We start from the raw sequence: 17,479 nt of genomic DNA on the forward strand, positions 1-17,479 counted from the left end.
GCATTTTCATGGGCGCCACCTCGAGCGAACTCCTTCCCTCCTTCGCTCGAGGTGGCACACGTGTATATAGGTGATATTCGGTTACCTCGACGGGGGTCGTAAGGAGGAGCCGTGGGTAGCAATCCGCAGAAGTTGAAGCTTTTGTATTTGATGCAAATGATGTCGGAAGAAACCGACACCGAACAAGGTCTCACAATGGGACAAATTCTTGAGCGTCTTGAGATGCAAGGTATTCATGCTGAGCGCAAGTCGGTTTATCGTGATATCGAAACTCTGCGTGACTTCGGGTTTGATATCCGTAGTTATCAGCGCGCTCCGGTGGAATATGCGCTTAGTGAGCGTGATTTCACCTTATCTGAGCTAGAGCTGCTGATAGACACCATCCAATCTACGCGTTTTTTGACACAGCGCAAAAGTGATTCATTAGTGCGAAGTGTTAAAAAACTGGCGTCGGCTAATCAACGCAAGCTCTTAGATAAGCGCGTTCATGTTGACGGGCGTATCAAGATGCAAAATGAGTCAGTATTTGCAAATGTAGATCGCATTCATGAGGCTATTACGCGCCGAAAAAAAGTGACGTTTTTGTATTTCAAATACGATGCTGACAAACAAAAGGTTTATCAGCGCGACGGACAACGCTACGAAGAAAACCCTGTTCACCTTGTATATTCTGACGGGTATTACTATTTGGTTGCTTATAACGAAAAGCATGAAAGCTTTCCCAATTATCGCGTGGACCGTATGGACAGAATTCAGATTAGCGATGAGCCGGTGTGCAGAAATGAGCGCATTGCAAATTTCTGCGTAGAGGATTTAGCCGGGCATGCGTTTGGTATGTATTCTGGCGACAAAGTCAACGTGACGCTTTTGGTGGACGAAGAGGTAATGAGCTCTGTGATTGATCGTTTCGGCAAGGATATTCACGCATTTCGTCTCAATGATCATCAAGCGCGCGTAGTGGTTCCCGTCATGAAAAGCCGTGTGTTTTTTGGATGGCTTGCTCAATTTGGCACAGCTATACGCATTGAAAAACCTTCTAAGTTAGCTGAAGAGTATGTGGCGTATCTTCGTGACATCATGCAAGGTTATACCGTGGATGCTGAGGGCGATGCGCTTGCATGATTATGCGGCTTGCGTAAGCAAAAGACACGACGGCTTTACTGCTGACAGGCTGTTTTTATGCAACTGCGCGACGTGTTGGATTAAGGTGCATCCGAGGTGTATGAAGCGCCGATGCGCGGAAGGATTGAGTGAGGTGCTGGCTGAGTGGCGAGCGCCTTTTTGCGCGCTCACTCGTGCAGCCTCCTGCCCCAAGAGTGATGCGTCCTCCGTCATCAAAGCGAGCTTCAAGTGCGGTCAGCAATCCTTTTTCACTTGTGCCAAATGAAAATGAACTAATGTGACGTCCGATGGCATAGTGAGCAGGTGGAAAGGTTTTCCAAACAAATGTTGGCTGGTTTGCGTTTCGAGGGATGAGTGGGATTTCTGTATTGAGCGTGCCAAAGAAAAGCGCAACATGTTGTCCGTCGAGGGCGAATAAGGCAATGTCTTGGTTTTCAAGGCGTAAAATAGTGGGACTTTGCGCAAGCCACGTATTATCTTCAGGGTTATAGAGAGACAATATGTCAGTAATGCGTACACCCGCACAACGAATTGCTTTGCGCATGCCTTCAAGAGTGAGTTGAATTGGATCCCAAGCAAATCGATCCTGTAAGAATTCGTAGATGCTTACAGCGTTTGAGATAACTTCCTGGCTGTTGGTGCGAGTGCACATGATGAACCTCCGTAGTGTGTTTAAGCTTTATTACTGATGCTTGCTATCATACGGGGGTTTTACGTTTTGAAAGTACCAAAATTGGGACAATGAAATCTATTTTTCCCTTGATACAAAAAAGCACCGCGCTGGGGATCAAGCCGGCCGCGCGGTGCTTTGGGTTTAAGCTGTGAGTAGACTATGCGATGACATAGGTTGCAGCATTAGTGCCTGCGTTGCGTCCAAAGGTCATGCAGTCAGCAATAGCATTGCCACCGAGACGATTTGAACCGTGGATGCCACCGGTAACTTCGCCAGCTGCATAGAGACCTGGAATGGGGTTGCCGTCAGCGTCGCATGCTTCAGACTCAACGTTGACCTTGATGCCACCCATGGTGTGGTGTACGGTCGGAACCTTGCGGCATGCATACCAAGGACCTTCAGTCATGGCTGCATCGGCGGTATTGTTGGCTTCAAAACCAAATTCGTCTTCAGCTCCGCCAACCACTTCATTGTAGGCATCAATGGAAGCTTGCAAGTTAGCAGCGTCAACGCCCATGACGTCAGCTACTTCTTCAACGGTTTCGCCGGTAACGATATGGCCGAGGGCTAACATGTTATTGATGGTTGCGCCATTGGCATCGGGCTCATCGGGGTCAGGGTAACGCAGGGTGTTAACAACAACCCAGTATGTACCATCGGGCTGAGCGAAAATTGCCTTGCACAATGCGTCACGCTCGGCACCTTCGTTTACGAAACGCTTGCCATCAGTGTTAACGAAAATACGATTACGTCCAGAGGTACGGATGTCTTCCATAAGACCGGTGCCCGGAGTGCCACAGGGGTGAAGCTGGATGTCAGACAGACCAATCAGCTCTGCGCCCGCACCTTCAGCTAGTGCCAAGCCTTCGCCTTGTGCGCATGGCTTGATATTGGTGCAGCCAATGGAGTCGTCCAAGGTAACTTCTTTCCAAACGCCATCGTTAACGCTTTGACGATATTCGACATTAGCACCAAAACCACCTGTTGCAATAATGACGGCGCCAGCGTTGACCGTAACTTCTTTTTCGCCCTTATAGAGAGCCTTCACGCCAACTACTGCTCCGCTTTCGTGGGTGATAAGCTCAGTTGCTTGCATATCATTGAGCAGCATGATCTTGTCGGCATTGTCTTCAATGAACTGCTGGAACGAACGGATGTAGGTATTACCAGATGGAGTAGCAGGATAGTGGCTACGCTGTCCCAATGAACCAGTTGCAGAACCAATTTCGTCCTTGAATTCTACGCCGAGTGATTCAAGCCAGTGAACCGAATCAAGTGCGTTGTCGGTGAGATAATGCACCAGCTCAGGTGTGCCTTGCTCGTGTCCGCCCTTGATGGTGGTGTCATAGAATGTCTCAATTGAGTCATCAATGCCTTGAGGCTCCTGGCGCTCAGGATCAACAGCATTTAAAGCGCCTTCTGATACGTTAGTAGAACCACCGGTGATGCCGCATTTTTCAAGTACAATTACGCTTGCACCCGCTTGAACAGCTGCAATAGCTGATGCCAAACCAGCACCGCCGCCGCCAACAACGCAAACATCGGTGTCATAGGTATCTTTGATGTCAGCTTCTGCGGGAGCGTCTGCTTCTTGCAGGGCGGCGAGAGCACCCGCTTGGTCAGCGCAATCTTGCAGACCTTCAGTAAAGCTCATGGAAGAGAGTGTTGCGCCAGTAATAGCATCAACATTGAGCGTTTGATATTCCATGGCTTGGTCGGTAAGGGTTTGCAAAGCATCATAGCCAACACCGAAAGACTCTTGATTGCTTGCCGTGTCTATAGCTGTGATGGCGTTGTCGCTAAACGTTACCGTCATGGTGTAGGGTGCATTGTGACCGTTGACTTCTGCGGTATAGGTACCCGGGATCCATGCTTGTGCTACCTCTTCAGTTGCGGTATGAGGCGCACAGCCAGCCAGGCCGAAGAGTCCAAGAGACGCCCCCCATGACAGCTGCACCTTGGCAGAAATTACGACGAGTAAGGTGATGCAGATTATAAGTTGATGTTGCGCGTGCCATGATTGCCTCCTTAGGACTGGTACGTCTTTAGCTCTTCTAGCTCCATTGAATGATTGCTACTTAAAGCGGTCATCATTACGATGAATTCATAGTAGTCTCTTCGTAATGGCACAGAATTGACATTGGGCATTCGTAAACGTTGTGTGTGTTTGTTGTATGGAGTTTGAAAATCTGATGTTACGTAGCCGACAAAAATTAGCTAGCAAAATAGATAACTTTTTGCATAAAAATGAAAGATTGATGACAAAATATTGCGAACTATGAGAGAACCGTGGAGGCAAAGAAACGGGGCGGTTACGCCAAAAGGGCTGTTCGCAAGGCAAAAAGTTTTTGATTAATACTGTTTTTCTTTAAGGTCAATCCGACCGGAGCGTGCATCACGCTTTTGGGTTGCCATAAGATGTTCAAGCTCTTTGCGTGAGTGAATCCCTCTTTACGTGGTTTGCGCTTATGCGCTTGATAAACATTGTGGAAGGGAGCAAGAAAAAAGAACATCCCCCGCAGCGGCTGGATTTGAAGCTTTTTCGCCTCACCCGTGACGGGGGATGTTTTGAACTGGTGTTTTAATGATGCAACACTAATATTGTGTGTTGTTATTTAGTCGCGCGTGAGCTTTCTATGCACGCGATGCGGCTTAGCCGCTTCAGGTCCTAAGCGCTCAATACGGTTTTTCTGGTAGTCGTCAAAGTTGCCTTCAAACCAATACCACTGCCCGGGGTTTTCGTCAGTGCCCTCCCACGCAAGAATATGGGTGGCTACGCGGTCAAGGAAGAAGCGGTCGTGGCTGGTAATAACCGAACATCCCGGGAAACCAAGAAGCGCTTCTTCTAGGCTAGAAAGCGTTTCCACATCAAGGTCGTTGGTGGGCTCGTCTAAGAGCAAAACGTTTCCGCCTTGTTTAAGCGTGAGCGCTAAGTTCAAACGATTGCGCTCGCCACCAGAAAGAACACCTGCGGGTTTTTGCTGATCGGATCCTTTAAAGCCGAAGCTTGCAACGTAGGCGCGGCTGGGAATCTCAGTTTCACCAACCATCATATAATCAAGGCCATCAGATACTACTTCCCACAGCGTTTTGTCGGGATCAAGGCCTTCGCGGTTTTGATCTACGTAAGACAGCTTGACTGTTTCACCTAAGGTAAGCGTGCCTGAGGTTGGCTCTTCTTGGCCGACAATCATTTTAAAGAGGGTTGATTTGCCCACGCCGTTTGGTCCAATAACGCCCACAATACCGCCTTGCGGTAAGCTAAACGAGAGATCGTCAATAAGAACGCGGTCTCCAAAAGACTTATTAAGATGTTCAACCTCAAGAACTTTTGCGCCCAGTCGGGGTCCAACGGGAATTTGAATATCGGAAAAGTCTAACTTTTGAGCGTTACGAGCTTCGGCGGCCATCTGATCAAAGCGTTCAAGACGAGCTTTTGATTTTGCTTGGCGCGCTTTTGGAGAAGAGCGTACCCATTCAAGTTCGCGAGACATGCGCTTTGCCAACTTAGCCTGTTGCTGTCCTTGGGCTGCAATACGCGCCGCCTTGGTTTCAAGATAGGTTGAGTAGTTGCCTTTGTAGGGGAAGAGCTGACCGCGATCAACCTCACAAATCCATTCTGCCACATTGTCCAAGAAGTAACGATCGTGGGTAACAGCAAGTACGGCACCAGGGTAGCGCTGCAAGAATTGCTCCAACCAAAGCACTGATTCGGCATCTAAATGGTTGGTGGGTTCGTCAAGTAACAAAAGATCAGGTGCTTCAAGGAGCAAGCGGCACAATGCTACACGCCTGCGTTCGCCACCGGACAATACATTGACAGGCATATCGGGATCAGGGCATTGGAGCGCATCCATTGCTTGGGAAAGTTGGCTATCTAAATCCCAGCCGTTTGCTGCGTCAATTTCATCTTGGAGCTTGCCCATCTCATCCATAAGCGCATCAAAATCTGCATCAGGGTCAGCCATCTCAGCGCTTACTTGGTTAAAACGATCAATTTTGGCAAGCACATCGGCAAATGCCATCTGTACGTTTTCAAGCACCGTTTTATCTTCGTCGAGTGGGGGCTCTTGTTCTAAGATGCCGACGCTGTAACCGGGGGTAAGGCGAGCTTCGCCATTGGTGACTTCCTCTTGCCCTGCCATAAGTTTGAGTAAGGTTGATTTACCCATGCCGTTTGGACCAACTACGCCGATTTTTGCGCCTGGGTAAAACGAAAGCGAAACATTATCAAGAATGACCTTATCGCCGTGCGCCTTGCGCGCCTTATACATTTGGTAGATGAATTCTGCCATCAGGTGTTCTCCTTGGTTTTCCTTCTTAAACGGCCTTTAGTATACACTTCCTGCTCTGTGTTTTAGGCGTGCAAAAAGAAGGCGAACATACAAGAGTCGCAAGGTGCAATGAATGTACCTTGCGACTCTTAACAGGAAGAGACGTTGAGGTTGTTACTGGCAAACAACGATACGATAGTTGGCGTTATCACCGCAGCAGGTCTGCAAGATGATGGACTCACCATAACCAGTAACACGACCAGAGATATCTTCAAAATAGGATGTGTCAGGGACGGTGAAGGTGTCAACTGCATAATAGGTGCGCTCGTTGCCATTTGAATCGCAGACGGTAACAGGGGATCCTATTCCAAGACCCATGACGCATGAGAATGAGCCAGGATTATGTCCAATGAAGTAACCCCAGGTGCCATCAGTGGTGCTATCTGAGCCCATCCATAAGCCACCGCCGCTTGCAGGAGCGCTTGAACTCATGTATGAACCGCCATAGGTAACAATGGTGCCTGCAATGTTTAGGGTTCCGGGTGCAAGACCGCTTGAAGAGGTGTCTATAGAATCGTTTTGAGCCTGGGGCTCGTATACCTCAACTTCAGCTTGAGGTTCAGGGGCTGCTGCCTCTTCTTGTGCAGGAGCTACATAGGTAGAAGCAGAATATTGATAGGGTTGCTCTTCAGAAGTAACAGGCTGCGCTTCTTCACTGGGGGAAGTGGCTTCAGCCTGCTCTTCTGCGACTTTTTCAGTAAGCGATGCGTGCCCTTCAGCAGCTTGCTGGTCTTGTATTTCTTCAACATCGGCGCTTGCGTTTTCAAGAGTAGTGGTGAGACTCTCTTCGTTAGCAGGGGGTGTTTCGTCAAAAGCGGCCTCAGTTATATCGCTTTCAGCAAATGGTGCAACTTCATCTGCGTTAGCCACGCTTGGATTTTGGATGGCGAAGGCAATGCCGCCAATTCCTAAAACAACACAGACTGACGCAATAACAATGGTTGAGACCTTCTGTGTTTTCTCGCTCTTCATGGCAACTCCTTTCCTGAATTGCCACCACCTAGGTGGATCTGTGCGGTGATGGATTGTCACGCCATGCCTGCGGGGCTTACAGCCTTGGATGAGGGTTGTTTTATGCCCTTAGTGTTCTGGTTGTATAATAGGAAACAACTTATAAAATATGTATCTGATCAGGGTTTTGTATGATTGCTGTGGTCAGGGTTTAACGAAACTGCAAAAAAAGGCTGTCACCTGAATAGTCTTTGTTATTTTCGCCATCGTGCTGTTATCGTGCTGATAAAAACCGTTGCAGAAAACGAACCCATGAGTGCTGAGAGTGTGCTGTTTGTTTTAGCGGCGAAGGCTTCCAAAGAGACCGCGCAAGAGTTGCTTTCCTGCTTCGCGACCAATTTTTCCTACTGCTGATTGCAAAGCTTTGGCTGCGCGTTCTTGTTCTTTTGCTAATGCTTCACGTTCTTGCGCCAATGCGTCGGCTTCTTGCGCTTGAGCATCTTGCGCTAAAAGCAGTTCATATGCGCTTTCGCGATCAATCGCTTGACCGTATTTGTCTTTGAGATCAATTTCTTCATTCAGAACTGCTTCAAGTGTGGTGTCATCAGCTTTCCCCATTTGGCATTGAGGAGCAATGACCATTGCGCGCTCAACAATACTTGGCTGCCCTTCCTCATTGAGAAATGAAATGAGCGCTTCGCCTGTGCCAAGCTCTTGAAGCGCAGCCTGCGCATCAAGCTGGGGATTTTCTCGGAATGCGGCGGCCGCAGCCTTAATGGTTTTTTGCTCAGCAGGTGTATAGGCACGCAGTCCATGTTGTACGCGATTGGAAAGTTGCGCAAGCACTTCGTCAGGGATATCAGAGGGAGATTGCGTAATGAAATAAAGTCCTACGCCTTTTGAGCGAATTAGTTTGACGACTTGAATTATCTTGTTTTGCAATTCGGCGGGCATGTCGTTAAAAAGGAGATGTGCTTCGTCGAAAAAGAAGACAAACTTCGGCTTTTCTAGATCTCCTGCTTCGGGCAAACTTTCGTACAATTCAGAGAGCATCCAGAGCAAAAACATGGCATAAATCTGCGGACTCTGGATAAGTTGGGTGGCATTTAAGATGTTAACAAAACCATGTCCGTCCTCGTCACAGGCAAACCAGTCTTGCAAATCAAGTGACGGTTCGCCAAAAAAGAGTTCGCCTCCTTCATCTTCAAGTGAGAGCAAAGCTCGCAAAATGGCACCAACGGATTGTGAGGAAACACGCCCATAACTTCCTTGAAGCTCTTTTGCATGCTCGTCAACGTAGTTGAGCATCGCGCGTAAGTCTTTTAAGTCAATAAGAAGAAGCTGCTGGTCATCAGCAACATGAAAGACAATATCAAGCACGCCGGTCTGCACATCAGTCAAATTGAGCATGCGCGAGAGCAGCTCAGGACCTAAATCGGAGACCGTGATGCGCACGGAGATGCCTGCATTGCCAAGCATATCCCATATGCGCACAGGACACGCTTGTGGAACCCAGCTATCAGCACCCAGCTTATTGAGACGTTCGCGTAATTTTTCGGTGTCGTCTCCTGCTTGTGCCATGCCGCTGACATCTCCTTTGACATCTGCCACAAACACAGGTACTCCGGCTTGTGAAAATCCTTGCGCAATGGTCTTGAGCGTAACCGTTTTACCTGTGCCCGATGCGCCAGCGATAAGTCCATGGCGATTGGCTTGATTAAGCAACAGATAGGTGGGGTTTTCGCCTTGAGCAACCCAGATAGCATTGTCGTGAAGCATGATGTGGCCTCAATTCTGTAGCGTGAAGCGTTTTGTGCGCATATTCAAACTAAGCGAGTAGCGGGTTTGATCTGCTTTATTGTAGGAAGCCAAGAGATTGGAGCTGAAGTGGCTGGCTTATTGCTTGCCAAGGTGTTGCAAAAGCGATGACGGTTGTTTGCTTTCGTGTGACAGCTGGTTTGTGTTTGTGCGAAACGCCTATGAAATGCGTTAAGATGAAACACGGGAAATCACGTGAGTTTGAAAGGACTTTAATATGAGTGATTGCTTGTTTTGCAGAATTGTTGAGGGCGAAATTCCCTCTCAAAAAGTATACGAAGATGATCTGTGTTATGCCTTTGATGATATTGAGCCCGAGGCACCTGTGCACACGCTGATTGTACCCAAGCAGCATTTTGATAATTTGGCCGATGATGTGCCTGCTGACCTATTAGGTCATTTGCTGGCGGTAGTACCTCAGGTGGCAAAAATTAAAGGCGTGGATGAATCGGGGTATCGCACTGTAATCAATACTGGCCCCGACTCAGCGGCAACAGTTGCTCACTTGCATGTGCATATCTTAGGCGGCACGAAGATGGGTCGCTTTACCTTTGAGAATTCTCAGCGAATTGAGGGTAACGAATAATATGACCCATGACGCTTCACCCGAAAATGCACCTGACGAGGTTGTTTTAGACGCCACGCCACTTGATCCTTTTGAGCCAGGATCGCTTGGCTGGCGTCTTCCATGGGCAGAAACAGGCGAGGGAGATTTACTCAGCCCTACTGAGGCTTTGGAAACCTTTTTAGAATGGGTGGAAGATCGCGGTATTACTCCTTGGCCGCATCAAGAAGATGCGCTTATGGATTTGGCGGTGGGTGATAGCGTCATTTTGGGCACGCCAACCGGATCAGGAAAGTCGCTTGTTGCACAAGGTATGTGTTTCATGGCGCTGGCAACAGGTAAGCGTGCTTACTACACCGCGCCCATCAAAGCGCTGGTGAGCGAAAAGTTTTTTGACATGGTAGATGTGCTTGGTCGCGAAAACGTGGGTATGATTACCGGCGATAGCGCTATCAACACCGATGCTCCTATCATCTGTTGTACGGCTGAGATCTTGGCTATTGATGCTTTGCGGCAAGGACCAGATAGTGACATTACATGCGTCATCATGGACGAGTTTCACTTCTATAGTGATCCTGACCGTGGTTGGGCGTGGCAGGTGCCGCTTTTAACACTTGAGCATGCGCAATTTTTGCTCATGAGCGCCACGCTGGGCGACATGACTTTTATTGCCTCTGATCTTGAGGCGCGCACGGGGCGTGCCGTTGATTTGGTAGTGGATGCTCCGCGTCCAGTGCCTTTGTCATATGAGTATTCGCTAACTCCTCTTGAGGGGACGGTTGAGCTGGCGCTTCGCGAAGGTGAAGGTCCGCTTTATATTGTGCACTTTGCCCAGGATGCAGCACTTGCGTCAGCGCAGAGCTTGGCAAGCTATGGCGTTGCTACTAAAGAACAGCGCGAAGCCATAAAGCAGGCCATCAAGGGTACTCGTTTTACTACTGCTTTTGGCAAAATCTTGCAGCGTCTGCTTCTTGCCGGCGTTGGCGTGCATCATGCAGGCATGCTGCCGCGCTATCGCCTTCTTGTGGAAAAGCTGGCACAAACGGGGCTGCTGCCTGTCATTTGCGGAACGGATACGCTGGGAGTTGGCATCAATGTACCCATTCATACGGTGGTACTCACGCAGCTGACTAAGTTTGACGGCACAAAGATGCGCCGCCTGCGCGTACGTGAATTTCATCAAATTGCTGGACGAGCAGGAAGAAGCGGTTTTGACACCGAAGGTAAGGTTATTGCGCTTGCACCTGAACACGAGATAGAAAATGCCAAAGCGTTGGCGAAGGCGGGTGACGACCCGAAAAAAGTGCGCAAGATTCGCAAGAAGCGACCACCTGAGGGCTTTGTGACCTGGGACGAAAAGACATTTAAACGATTGATTGAAAGCGAACCAGAAAAGCTCACGCCGCGCACGCGTATCACGCATGCGATGGTGTTGTCGGTGGTATCTCGTGGAGGAGATGCGTGGCAAAACGTTTTAGACCTTATTGATGCTTCTGCGCAAACCGATGAGCAGAAGGCGCGCTTGCGTGCGCATGCTGCAGAGATCTTCGACATCTTGCTTGATGGCGGCGTGGTAATACGAGACGAGGACGAAGCGGGTAAAGCAAGCTATGCGCTTACCGTAGAGCTTCCGGAAGACTTTGCGCTTGATCAGCCGCTTTCGCCATTTTTGCTGGCGGCACTTGAGTTGTTTGATCCCGAAGATGAAACCTATGCCTACGATGTGATTTCTGCAGCGGAGGCCACGCTTGAGAATCCGCGGCAGGTGTTGCGTGCTCAAGAGCGTCAGGCAAAAGATGCAGCTATGGCGGCAATGAAGGCTGATGGCGTGCCCTATGAGGAGCGTATTGAGCGTCTGGAGGAAGTGACTTATCCGCGTCCGCTTGAAGACTTGCTCAATGCAGCATTTGCTCACTATTGCGAAGCGGTGCCATGGGCGCGTGATTATGAGCTGGAACCGAAGAGTGTGTTGCGCGATATGCTTGAGTGTGCAGCTGACTTTAAGACCTATATCAACAAGTATGGTATTGCTCGTTCGGAGGGCACTTTTTTGCGCTATCTGTCTGATATCTATCGCGTGTTAGACAAGACCATACCGCTTGAAAAGCGCACTGATCAGCTCTGGGACATTATTGAGTGGCTGCGGCTTGTTATTCGCACAACTGATTCAAGCTTGGTTGACGAGTGGGCAGGACTGGGTATGTCGCCTGAGCAAGAGGTTGGTGGCTTTGAAGCGGAGTTGGCGGTGGTGAAAGACCGTCGTGCTTTAACGCTTTTGGTTCGCAATGCCCTCTTTACGCGCGTGCGCTTAATTGCGCAAGACAAGCCAGAAGAGCTAGGCGAGTTGGATGCCGAGTGGGATTTCGGCGTGCGTGCATGGACTGAGGCGCTGGATGCTTTTTACGATGCGCATGAAGATGTATCACTTGACGCCGACGCGCGGAGTGCTGCCTATTTTATTGTTGATGAGTCTGACGAAGTACGCGATCATGTATGGCATGTTCGCCAGATTATTCACGACAGCGACGAAGATCATGACTTTAGCATTGCAGCCGATGTGGACTTAGATGCATCGCAAGATCGGGGTGAAGCGGTATTTCGCCACTATCGTGCAGGTTTTATCGAAGAGATTTAATCATCTAAGAGTGGGGTAAGTTTGCCAGCACTTAAGATGGTCAGCTCGCGCGTTGCGCGCGAAATGGTAGTGTAGAGCCTGCGGCGCGTGATGTCATCATTGGGGTAGAGGCGCTCTGAAGCATCCGGAATGATGACGCGGTCAAACTCTAAACCTTTCGCAAGTTTAAGCGTAAGCAGAACAACACCTGATTCAGGGAGAGAACCGCGTTCGGATAGCAGCTCAGGGGCATTGGTGCCAAGCGCTGCTTGTATGCGTTTGGCTGCATGCTTAAAAGGCACAATGATGGCACAGAGCCCATCTTTTTGTTGTGCAGCCTCTACCGCGTCACAAAGAGCTTCTTTCCAGCTTTCTTCATCGGGGCAACTGATAATCTCAGGTATTTGTTCTTGACGCTGGATGGAAGATATTTTGAGTTGGTCGTCGTGGCGTGCAAGTTGGGCAAAGAGCTCTGTAATGGCGGGGGTTGAGCGGTAGCTGGTCATGAGGTCTGCGCGCGAAACTTCGCCACACGCTCGTTTGAAAACATCTGCGATCTCATCATAGCTTGAGGATATCTCTGAAATGGCCTGATTAGGGTCTCCCAGCAGCAAAAAGTGTGCACGTCGAAAGTACTTTGCCAAAACGGTTAGTTGTGCCACCGAGTAATCTTGTACTTCGTCAACCATGACATAGCGCGCCTCAGCATTGCAAAGTCCTGTAACTGCCATTTTGACGTAAAGCCATTCAACAGAGGTGAGCCCGTCAGTGCGCAAAAGCCGCATGCCTATACGATCAATGCGAAGCCATTCGTCATTTTCAACTTGAGTAAAAGCCTCGGCAAACTTGTGGTTGAGGTAGGTAAGCGTAAGCGCACGTGCTTCGTCTTCAGTCTGGGGGTCATACGTTTCATTAAAGAGCGCAAGTTGTTCGTTAACCTCTAAGGACGCTGCTTCAAGTTGCGCCGACTCGGAGGTTGCCATGGTTTTGAGACGACCCTCCAGACGATGCACAAGTTCTTCGCGTATGAGTGTCACACGATGAGGGCCTGCGGGCGCCCGATGATATTTTTCAGAAAGCTTGCGTATAGAGTCTGCGCTAATAAGGCGCACACCGTGAAGGGTAATATCGCGAAAATCATGCACGTCAAACTCAAAAGACGAAAGTGCGGAGTCAATCTCTGCGAAGCGCTCTAATGGCGTGGAAATATCTCCTATGCCACGACCCTTTGGTAAGAGTGATTGAGCGAAGACGTCCCAGGTCACCATCTCGGGATTGCGTTCACCTAAATCTGGCAAAACCGAATCAATGTAGTGTGCAAATACCTCGTTAGGGGTAATGAGAAACACCTGTGAAGGATCAAGGGTTTGGCGCTCTTGATAGAACAAATAGGCAATTCGCTGGAGCAGCACGGATGTTTTACCGCTTCCAGCAATGCCAGAAACAAGCAGCGCTGCTACATCAGCATGACGGATGACGCTATTTTGCTCTCGTTGAATAGTGGCGGTGATGTCACGCATGTGGGCGGAGCGCTGATGTGAAAGCGAGGCAAGCAGCAGTGAATCTTCAATGGCAACATTGGTGTCAAAATAGGCATGTAGGATGTCTTTGGTGATGTCAAACTGACGGCGCAAGAGCAGATCAACGTCAATCGTGCGTCCTTCAGCAACATAGGACGTAGGACCCATTTCCTGATTGTAGTACACCTCAGCAACAGGGCTTCTCCAGTCAACCACAAGACGTTTGTAGTTCTCATCAGAAACGCCTGCCGTCCCTAAGTAGAGTGATTTTGCGGGCGCATCAGGCTTGAACTGAACGTCAATTTTGGCGAAGTACGGCTGGCGAAGCAGCACTTCAAGCGCTGCAAGCTTTTCGGCCTCAACCGTCTGAGAGAGGTTATAGCCCGCAATGATGCGATTAACTGCCTCAAAGTCAGCCAACGTTTCCAAGATATCGTCAGCAGTGTCGAAGTTTGCGGTAAGCTCTTGCGCCATGGCCTCTTTATCTTGCGCTGCCAAACGCGCACTTGTCTCAAGCTTGCGCGCTGTTATTTGCGAAAGCTCAGTGAGTTTTGCGTAGATGTCGCTCAGATGTTGCTGTTCAGCAACAAAAACAGGATCAGTTGTTTGTGAGGGCGTGCTTGTGTTGTTCGTCATATGCTTTCACCTATATGTCATGAGCGTTATTTCTTCGGATGCAGAATGAAGGCTTGTGGCCGGTCGATAAATTGTTCCAAGTATCTTACACGTTTACCGCTTGCCATCAAACCATCTGCCCTAAAACATCACGTTGGTATACTGATCACTTACTTATTGTTTGCGTTGTCCCCGTGATTGTATGAGGAGCCAATATGTCATTTGAGGAAGATGTAGCGAAAGCGCACGCACTATTGCAAGCTCAGGCCGAAGCCGAAAAGCAGGCAGAAGAGCATCTGCCTGATCCGGAACTTGCGACCGCGGTAGCTCAAGCGCTTGTAGCTGTTCGCAAGGAAAACCCGCTTGTTGGTTCTATTACGAACGCGGTAACAATGGATTTTGTGGCAAATGCGCAGCTTGCAATTGGTGGCTCTGCTGCCATGGTGTATCTGGGCGAAGAGGGTCAGGCGCTTGCTGAAGTGGGCAATGCGCTTTATATCAACATGGGCACATTACTACCGCTTCACGAAGAAGCCATTCCTGCGGCTGCACGTATTGCGCATGAGACGAACACGCCTTGGGTACTTGACCCTGTAGGTATTGGCATTGGTGGTATGCGCGGACGCATCTTGTTGGAGTTAGCGGCGTGTAAACCAACTATCATTCGCGGTAACGCTTCAGAGATTATTGCACTTGCTTCACTTTGGGCGGTTCCTATGACAACGGGCGCTCTTGAGCATTCAAAGCGCGGCCTCGTGCGTGGTGTTGATTCTACTGATCAGGTAGATGACGCCTTAGTGGCGGCATGTGAACTTGCGCAGTTCACCGGTGGAGCGGTAATGGTTTCGGGCAAGCAAGACGCCGTGTGCGACGCTACGCATATCGTGCGCGTGTTTGGCGGCAGTGCCCTGATGAGCAAAGTCACCGGGTTTGGTTGTTCGTTGGGTGGCGTTGCGGCGGTCTTTGCCGGAGTGGCTGATCCGTTTGTTGCAGCAGTGGCGGCATCTTGCTCATACAAAAAAGCTGGTACGAGGGCTGCTACACGCTCAAGCGGACCAGGTACCTTTAAAGCGGCCTTTTTGGATGCCCTTTATACGCTTGACTCGGCCGAGATTGCCGAGCGCATCTCTTCAGTTGACACACTTGAGCGCTAAGGCGGTCTTTTAATGAATACGTTAGTAGCGGTTGCAATTGCTCCTTTTGGTATAGGGGATGAGCTTGCTGATGAGGTTTCTGAAGTTGTGCGCGTGATTCGCGCTTCGGGTTTGCCTCATAAGACAACATCCATGTTCACCGAGATTGAGGGCGAATGGGATGATGTTATGCAGGTGGTCAAGGACGCTACCTTTGTCTTGGCTGAGCGGGGCATTCGCACTGAAGTTGTTCTTAAAGCAGATATTCGCCCAGGGTATACCAATACTATGGAGAGCAAGGTGGCAAAAGTAGAGGAGCGCCTAGCTTAAGACGCTTCTCTACTCGTCTTCATATGCGCCTGTTTGACGGTTCCAAAGATGTGCATAGTCGCCATTTTTGGCGACGAGTTCTGCGTGAGTTCCGTCTTCGACAATCTTGCCTTCTGAGAGCACGACAATTCTATCAAGGCTTGCCACGGTGGAAAGCCGATGTGCCACCACCAAAGAAGTGCGACCTTGCATGAGGTTGCCGAGCGCTTCTTGTACCAGCGCTTCGCTCTCAGAGTCCAAGGCGCTTGTTGCCTCGTCAAGCACCAATATGGGTGCGTCGGCTAAAATGGCGCGCGCGATAGCTATGCGTTGTCGCTGACCGCCAGAAAGCTTGATGCCGCGTTCTCCTGTTACGGTATCAAAACCTTGCGGGAGCTTCTCTATAAACTCAAGCGCATTTGCAAGACGCGCCGCCTCTTTGATTTCGTTTAATGTTGCATCGGGTTTACCGTAGGCAATATTTTCTGCGATGGAGCGGTGAAAGAGCAGCGCCTCTTGCGGCACATAGGCAATTTGTTGGCGAAGGCTTTGCTGCGTGATATCAGCAATATTTTGACCATCAACGTAAATTTTGCCTTCTTGGATGTCAGCCAAGCGCAATAAAAGCTTGGTAAGTGTTGTCTTGCCCGACCCGCTTATTCCCACTAAACCAACGCGCTGTCCTGCAGGGATATGTAAATTGAAGTCATCGAAGACCTCTGTGATTGCGCCGCCGTCGGTGTAGTTAAAGCCAATATGATCAAAATCAATGTCGCCAAGCTCAACAACGAGCGGTTGTGCGTCAGGTTTGTCTGCTACCAAGCGAGGCTCATCAAGCACCTGTGTCATGCCAGATGCGTCGCCAAATGCTTGGTTGAGGCGCTGTAAGCCTGTATTGATGAAGTTGAACTGGTTGGTGACCGTATAGGTGTAGGTGAACATGATGATGACGGTGCCTGGAGAGATGTTGAACCAGGCATTACCGCCTGCAATGAAGACGGTGACTACGCTCATGATGACAACGGTTATGCTTGCAGTAATGACCCCGCGCGCAAGAGAAGAGCGCATACGCTGAGAATCGCGGGCAACTACTTCGCGATTGGCAGTGTCGAACAGTGCACGCTCATAATCTTCGCGACCGTATGTCTTAACGGCAAGAATATTGGTAACCGCATCAGACAGTTCGCCTGAGAGTTGATTTTGCGCGCCAGCTGCCTTTTCGTTGAGGTGCAAAATGCGTTTGTACATGACATAAGAAATGGTTGCATAGATTGCCAAAAGAGCCATCAGTACTGCTGCATATAAGGGCACAACAGGGATAAGGAGAGCGCAGGTAAATACAACAGAACAGAGCACGGGTAAAAACGGGAAGGTTATGGTGTTCATAAGCAGCGTGTATGCGCTCATAAACTTCGCTGTCTGGCTGACGAGCGTGCCACCAAAACGGTTGGAATGAAAAGTCATGGATTGGTTAGAAAGTGCGTCAAAAGCCATGGTGGCTAAGTCGTAGTTCACCTTAATCTGAAGCTTCCAAGACGTGTAGTCTTGCAGTTTTGAGCAAGCTTGACCGCATAAGTTAATCAAGATAAGCGCAACAATGTAGGGACCAAAGACCGAAAACACCTGGTCGGCAGCTACTGGCTCGGCGCTAATACGGTCAACGATGAGGCTCATAACATAGGGGTTGCCATAAGAGAGCAACCCACAAAAACCAATCGTGGACAAAATGAGCGCAATCCAAAGACCAAAGTGTTTTTTCGTTGCCTGCCAAAAATAATGCAGGGTTCGCAGTGTGGTTGAGGTAGAAGTTTTCGTTTTCATGGGC

General features: G+C 49.5%; 12 protein-coding genes. 5 read left to right on the plus strand and 7 right to left on the minus strand.

Features of this window, described 5'->3' with window-relative positions:
* Positions 1 to 111 precede the first annotated feature (111 nt).
* Positions 112 to 1,122 (plus strand): helix-turn-helix transcriptional regulator, encoded by a 1,011-nt coding sequence (locus NFR28_RS07055; RefSeq protein WP_251179124.1) that lies wholly within the window; start codon positions 112 to 114, stop codon positions 1,120 to 1,122.
* A gap of 55 nt (positions 1,123 to 1,177) precedes the next feature.
* Here NFR28_RS07055 and NFR28_RS07060 read toward each other — a convergent pair whose 3' ends face one another.
* The 5 genes from NFR28_RS07060 to NFR28_RS07080 all read right to left on the minus strand — a co-directional run bounded on the left by NFR28_RS07060 (position 1,178) and on the right by NFR28_RS07080 (position 8,859).
* Positions 1,178 to 1,774, minus strand: coding sequence for a hypothetical protein (locus tag NFR28_RS07060; protein ID WP_251179125.1), 597 nt, complete (start codon positions 1,772 to 1,774; stop codon positions 1,178 to 1,180).
* Between the two features lie 178 nt (positions 1,775 to 1,952).
* Positions 1,953 to 3,752 carry a flavocytochrome c gene (locus tag NFR28_RS07065; RefSeq protein WP_251179126.1) on the minus strand — a complete coding sequence of 600 codons (1,800 nt, stop codon included), beginning with the start codon at positions 3,750 to 3,752 and terminating at the stop codon, positions 1,953 to 1,955.
* A gap of 658 nt (positions 3,753 to 4,410) precedes the next feature.
* Positions 4,411 to 6,090, minus strand: coding sequence for an energy-dependent translational throttle protein EttA (gene ettA / locus NFR28_RS07070; RefSeq protein ID WP_251179127.1), 1,680 nt, complete (start codon positions 6,088 to 6,090; stop codon positions 4,411 to 4,413).
* Between the two features lie 153 nt (positions 6,091 to 6,243).
* Positions 6,244 to 7,101 (minus strand): hypothetical protein, encoded by an 858-nt coding sequence (locus NFR28_RS07075; protein ID WP_251179128.1) that lies wholly within the window; start codon positions 7,099 to 7,101, stop codon positions 6,244 to 6,246.
* 318 nt (positions 7,102 to 7,419) lie between these two features.
* Entirely contained in the window at positions 7,420 to 8,859 is a 1,440-nt protein-coding gene (locus NFR28_RS07080) for a helicase HerA-like domain-containing protein (protein WP_251179129.1), read from the minus strand.
* A 256-nt stretch (positions 8,860 to 9,115) separates the two neighbouring features.
* Between NFR28_RS07080 and NFR28_RS07085 the strand changes: the two genes are divergently transcribed.
* Positions 9,116 to 9,484 (plus strand): histidine triad nucleotide-binding protein, encoded by a 369-nt coding sequence (locus NFR28_RS07085; protein ID WP_251179130.1) that lies wholly within the window; start codon positions 9,116 to 9,118, stop codon positions 9,482 to 9,484.
* A 1-nt stretch (position 9,485) separates the two neighbouring features.
* Positions 9,486 to 12,098: a DEAD/DEAH box helicase gene (locus NFR28_RS07090; RefSeq protein ID WP_251179131.1), complete on the plus strand. Its 2,613-nt coding sequence runs from the start codon at positions 9,486 to 9,488 to the stop codon at positions 12,096 to 12,098.
* Here the strand turns inward: NFR28_RS07090 and NFR28_RS07095 are convergent.
* Positions 12,095 to 14,233 carry a HelD family protein gene (locus tag NFR28_RS07095; RefSeq protein ID WP_251179132.1) on the minus strand — a complete coding sequence of 713 codons (2,139 nt, stop codon included), beginning with the start codon at positions 14,231 to 14,233 and terminating at the stop codon, positions 12,095 to 12,097. The two genes, NFR28_RS07090 and NFR28_RS07095, sit on opposite strands and share 4 nt — an antisense overlap.
* A gap of 194 nt (positions 14,234 to 14,427) precedes the next feature.
* Here NFR28_RS07095 and thiM point away from each other — a divergent pair, with 194 nt between their 5' ends.
* Together thiM and NFR28_RS07105 are read left to right on the plus strand one after the other, a co-directional pair.
* Positions 14,428 to 15,366, plus strand: coding sequence for a hydroxyethylthiazole kinase (gene thiM / locus NFR28_RS07100; RefSeq protein WP_251179133.1), 939 nt, complete (start codon positions 14,428 to 14,430; stop codon positions 15,364 to 15,366).
* 12 nt (positions 15,367 to 15,378) lie between these two features.
* A complete protein-coding gene (locus tag NFR28_RS07105; protein ID WP_251179134.1) occupies positions 15,379 to 15,675 on the plus strand; it encodes a thiamine-binding protein in 297 nt (98 codons plus the stop codon).
* 9 nt (positions 15,676 to 15,684) lie between these two features.
* On the opposite strand, the gene NFR28_RS07110 is transcribed toward NFR28_RS07105, so the two are convergent.
* On the minus strand, positions 15,685 to 17,475 hold the full coding sequence (locus tag NFR28_RS07110; RefSeq protein WP_251179135.1) for an ABC transporter ATP-binding protein: 1,791 nt from the start codon (positions 17,473 to 17,475) through the stop codon (positions 15,685 to 15,687).
* Between the last annotated feature and the right edge of the window lie 4 nt (positions 17,476 to 17,479).

It is taken from the genome of Adlercreutzia agrestimuris, assembly GCF_943193125.1.
GTDB lineage: Bacteria > Actinomycetota > Coriobacteriia > Coriobacteriales > Eggerthellaceae > Xiamenia > Xiamenia agrestimuris.

Coding starts and splice junctions, on each gene's coding strand:
- NFR28_RS07080 (WP_251179129.1), bottom strand. CDS start 8,859: ATGCTTCACGACAATGCTATCTGGGTTGCTCAAGGCGAAAACCCCACC.
- NFR28_RS07060 (WP_251179125.1), bottom strand. CDS start 1,774: ATGTGCACTCGCACCAACAGCCAGGAAGTTATCTCAAACGCTGTAAGC.
- NFR28_RS07075 (WP_251179128.1), bottom strand. CDS start 7,101: ATGAAGAGCGAGAAAACACAGAAGGTCTCAACCATTGTTATTGCGTCA.
- thiM (WP_251179133.1), top strand. CDS start 14,428: ATGTCATTTGAGGAAGATGTAGCGAAAGCGCACGCACTATTGCAAGCT.
- NFR28_RS07105 (WP_251179134.1), top strand. CDS start 15,379: ATGAATACGTTAGTAGCGGTTGCAATTGCTCCTTTTGGTATAGGGGAT.
- NFR28_RS07095 (WP_251179132.1), bottom strand. CDS start 14,233: ATGACGAACAACACAAGCACGCCCTCACAAACAACTGATCCTGTTTTT.
- ettA (WP_251179127.1), bottom strand. CDS start 6,090: ATGGCAGAATTCATCTACCAAATGTATAAGGCGCGCAAGGCGCACGGC.
- NFR28_RS07090 (WP_251179131.1), top strand. CDS start 9,486: ATGACCCATGACGCTTCACCCGAAAATGCACCTGACGAGGTTGTTTTA.
- NFR28_RS07085 (WP_251179130.1), top strand. CDS start 9,116: ATGAGTGATTGCTTGTTTTGCAGAATTGTTGAGGGCGAAATTCCCTCT.
- NFR28_RS07110 (WP_251179135.1), bottom strand. CDS start 17,475: ATGAAAACGAAAACTTCTACCTCAACCACACTGCGAACCCTGCATTAT.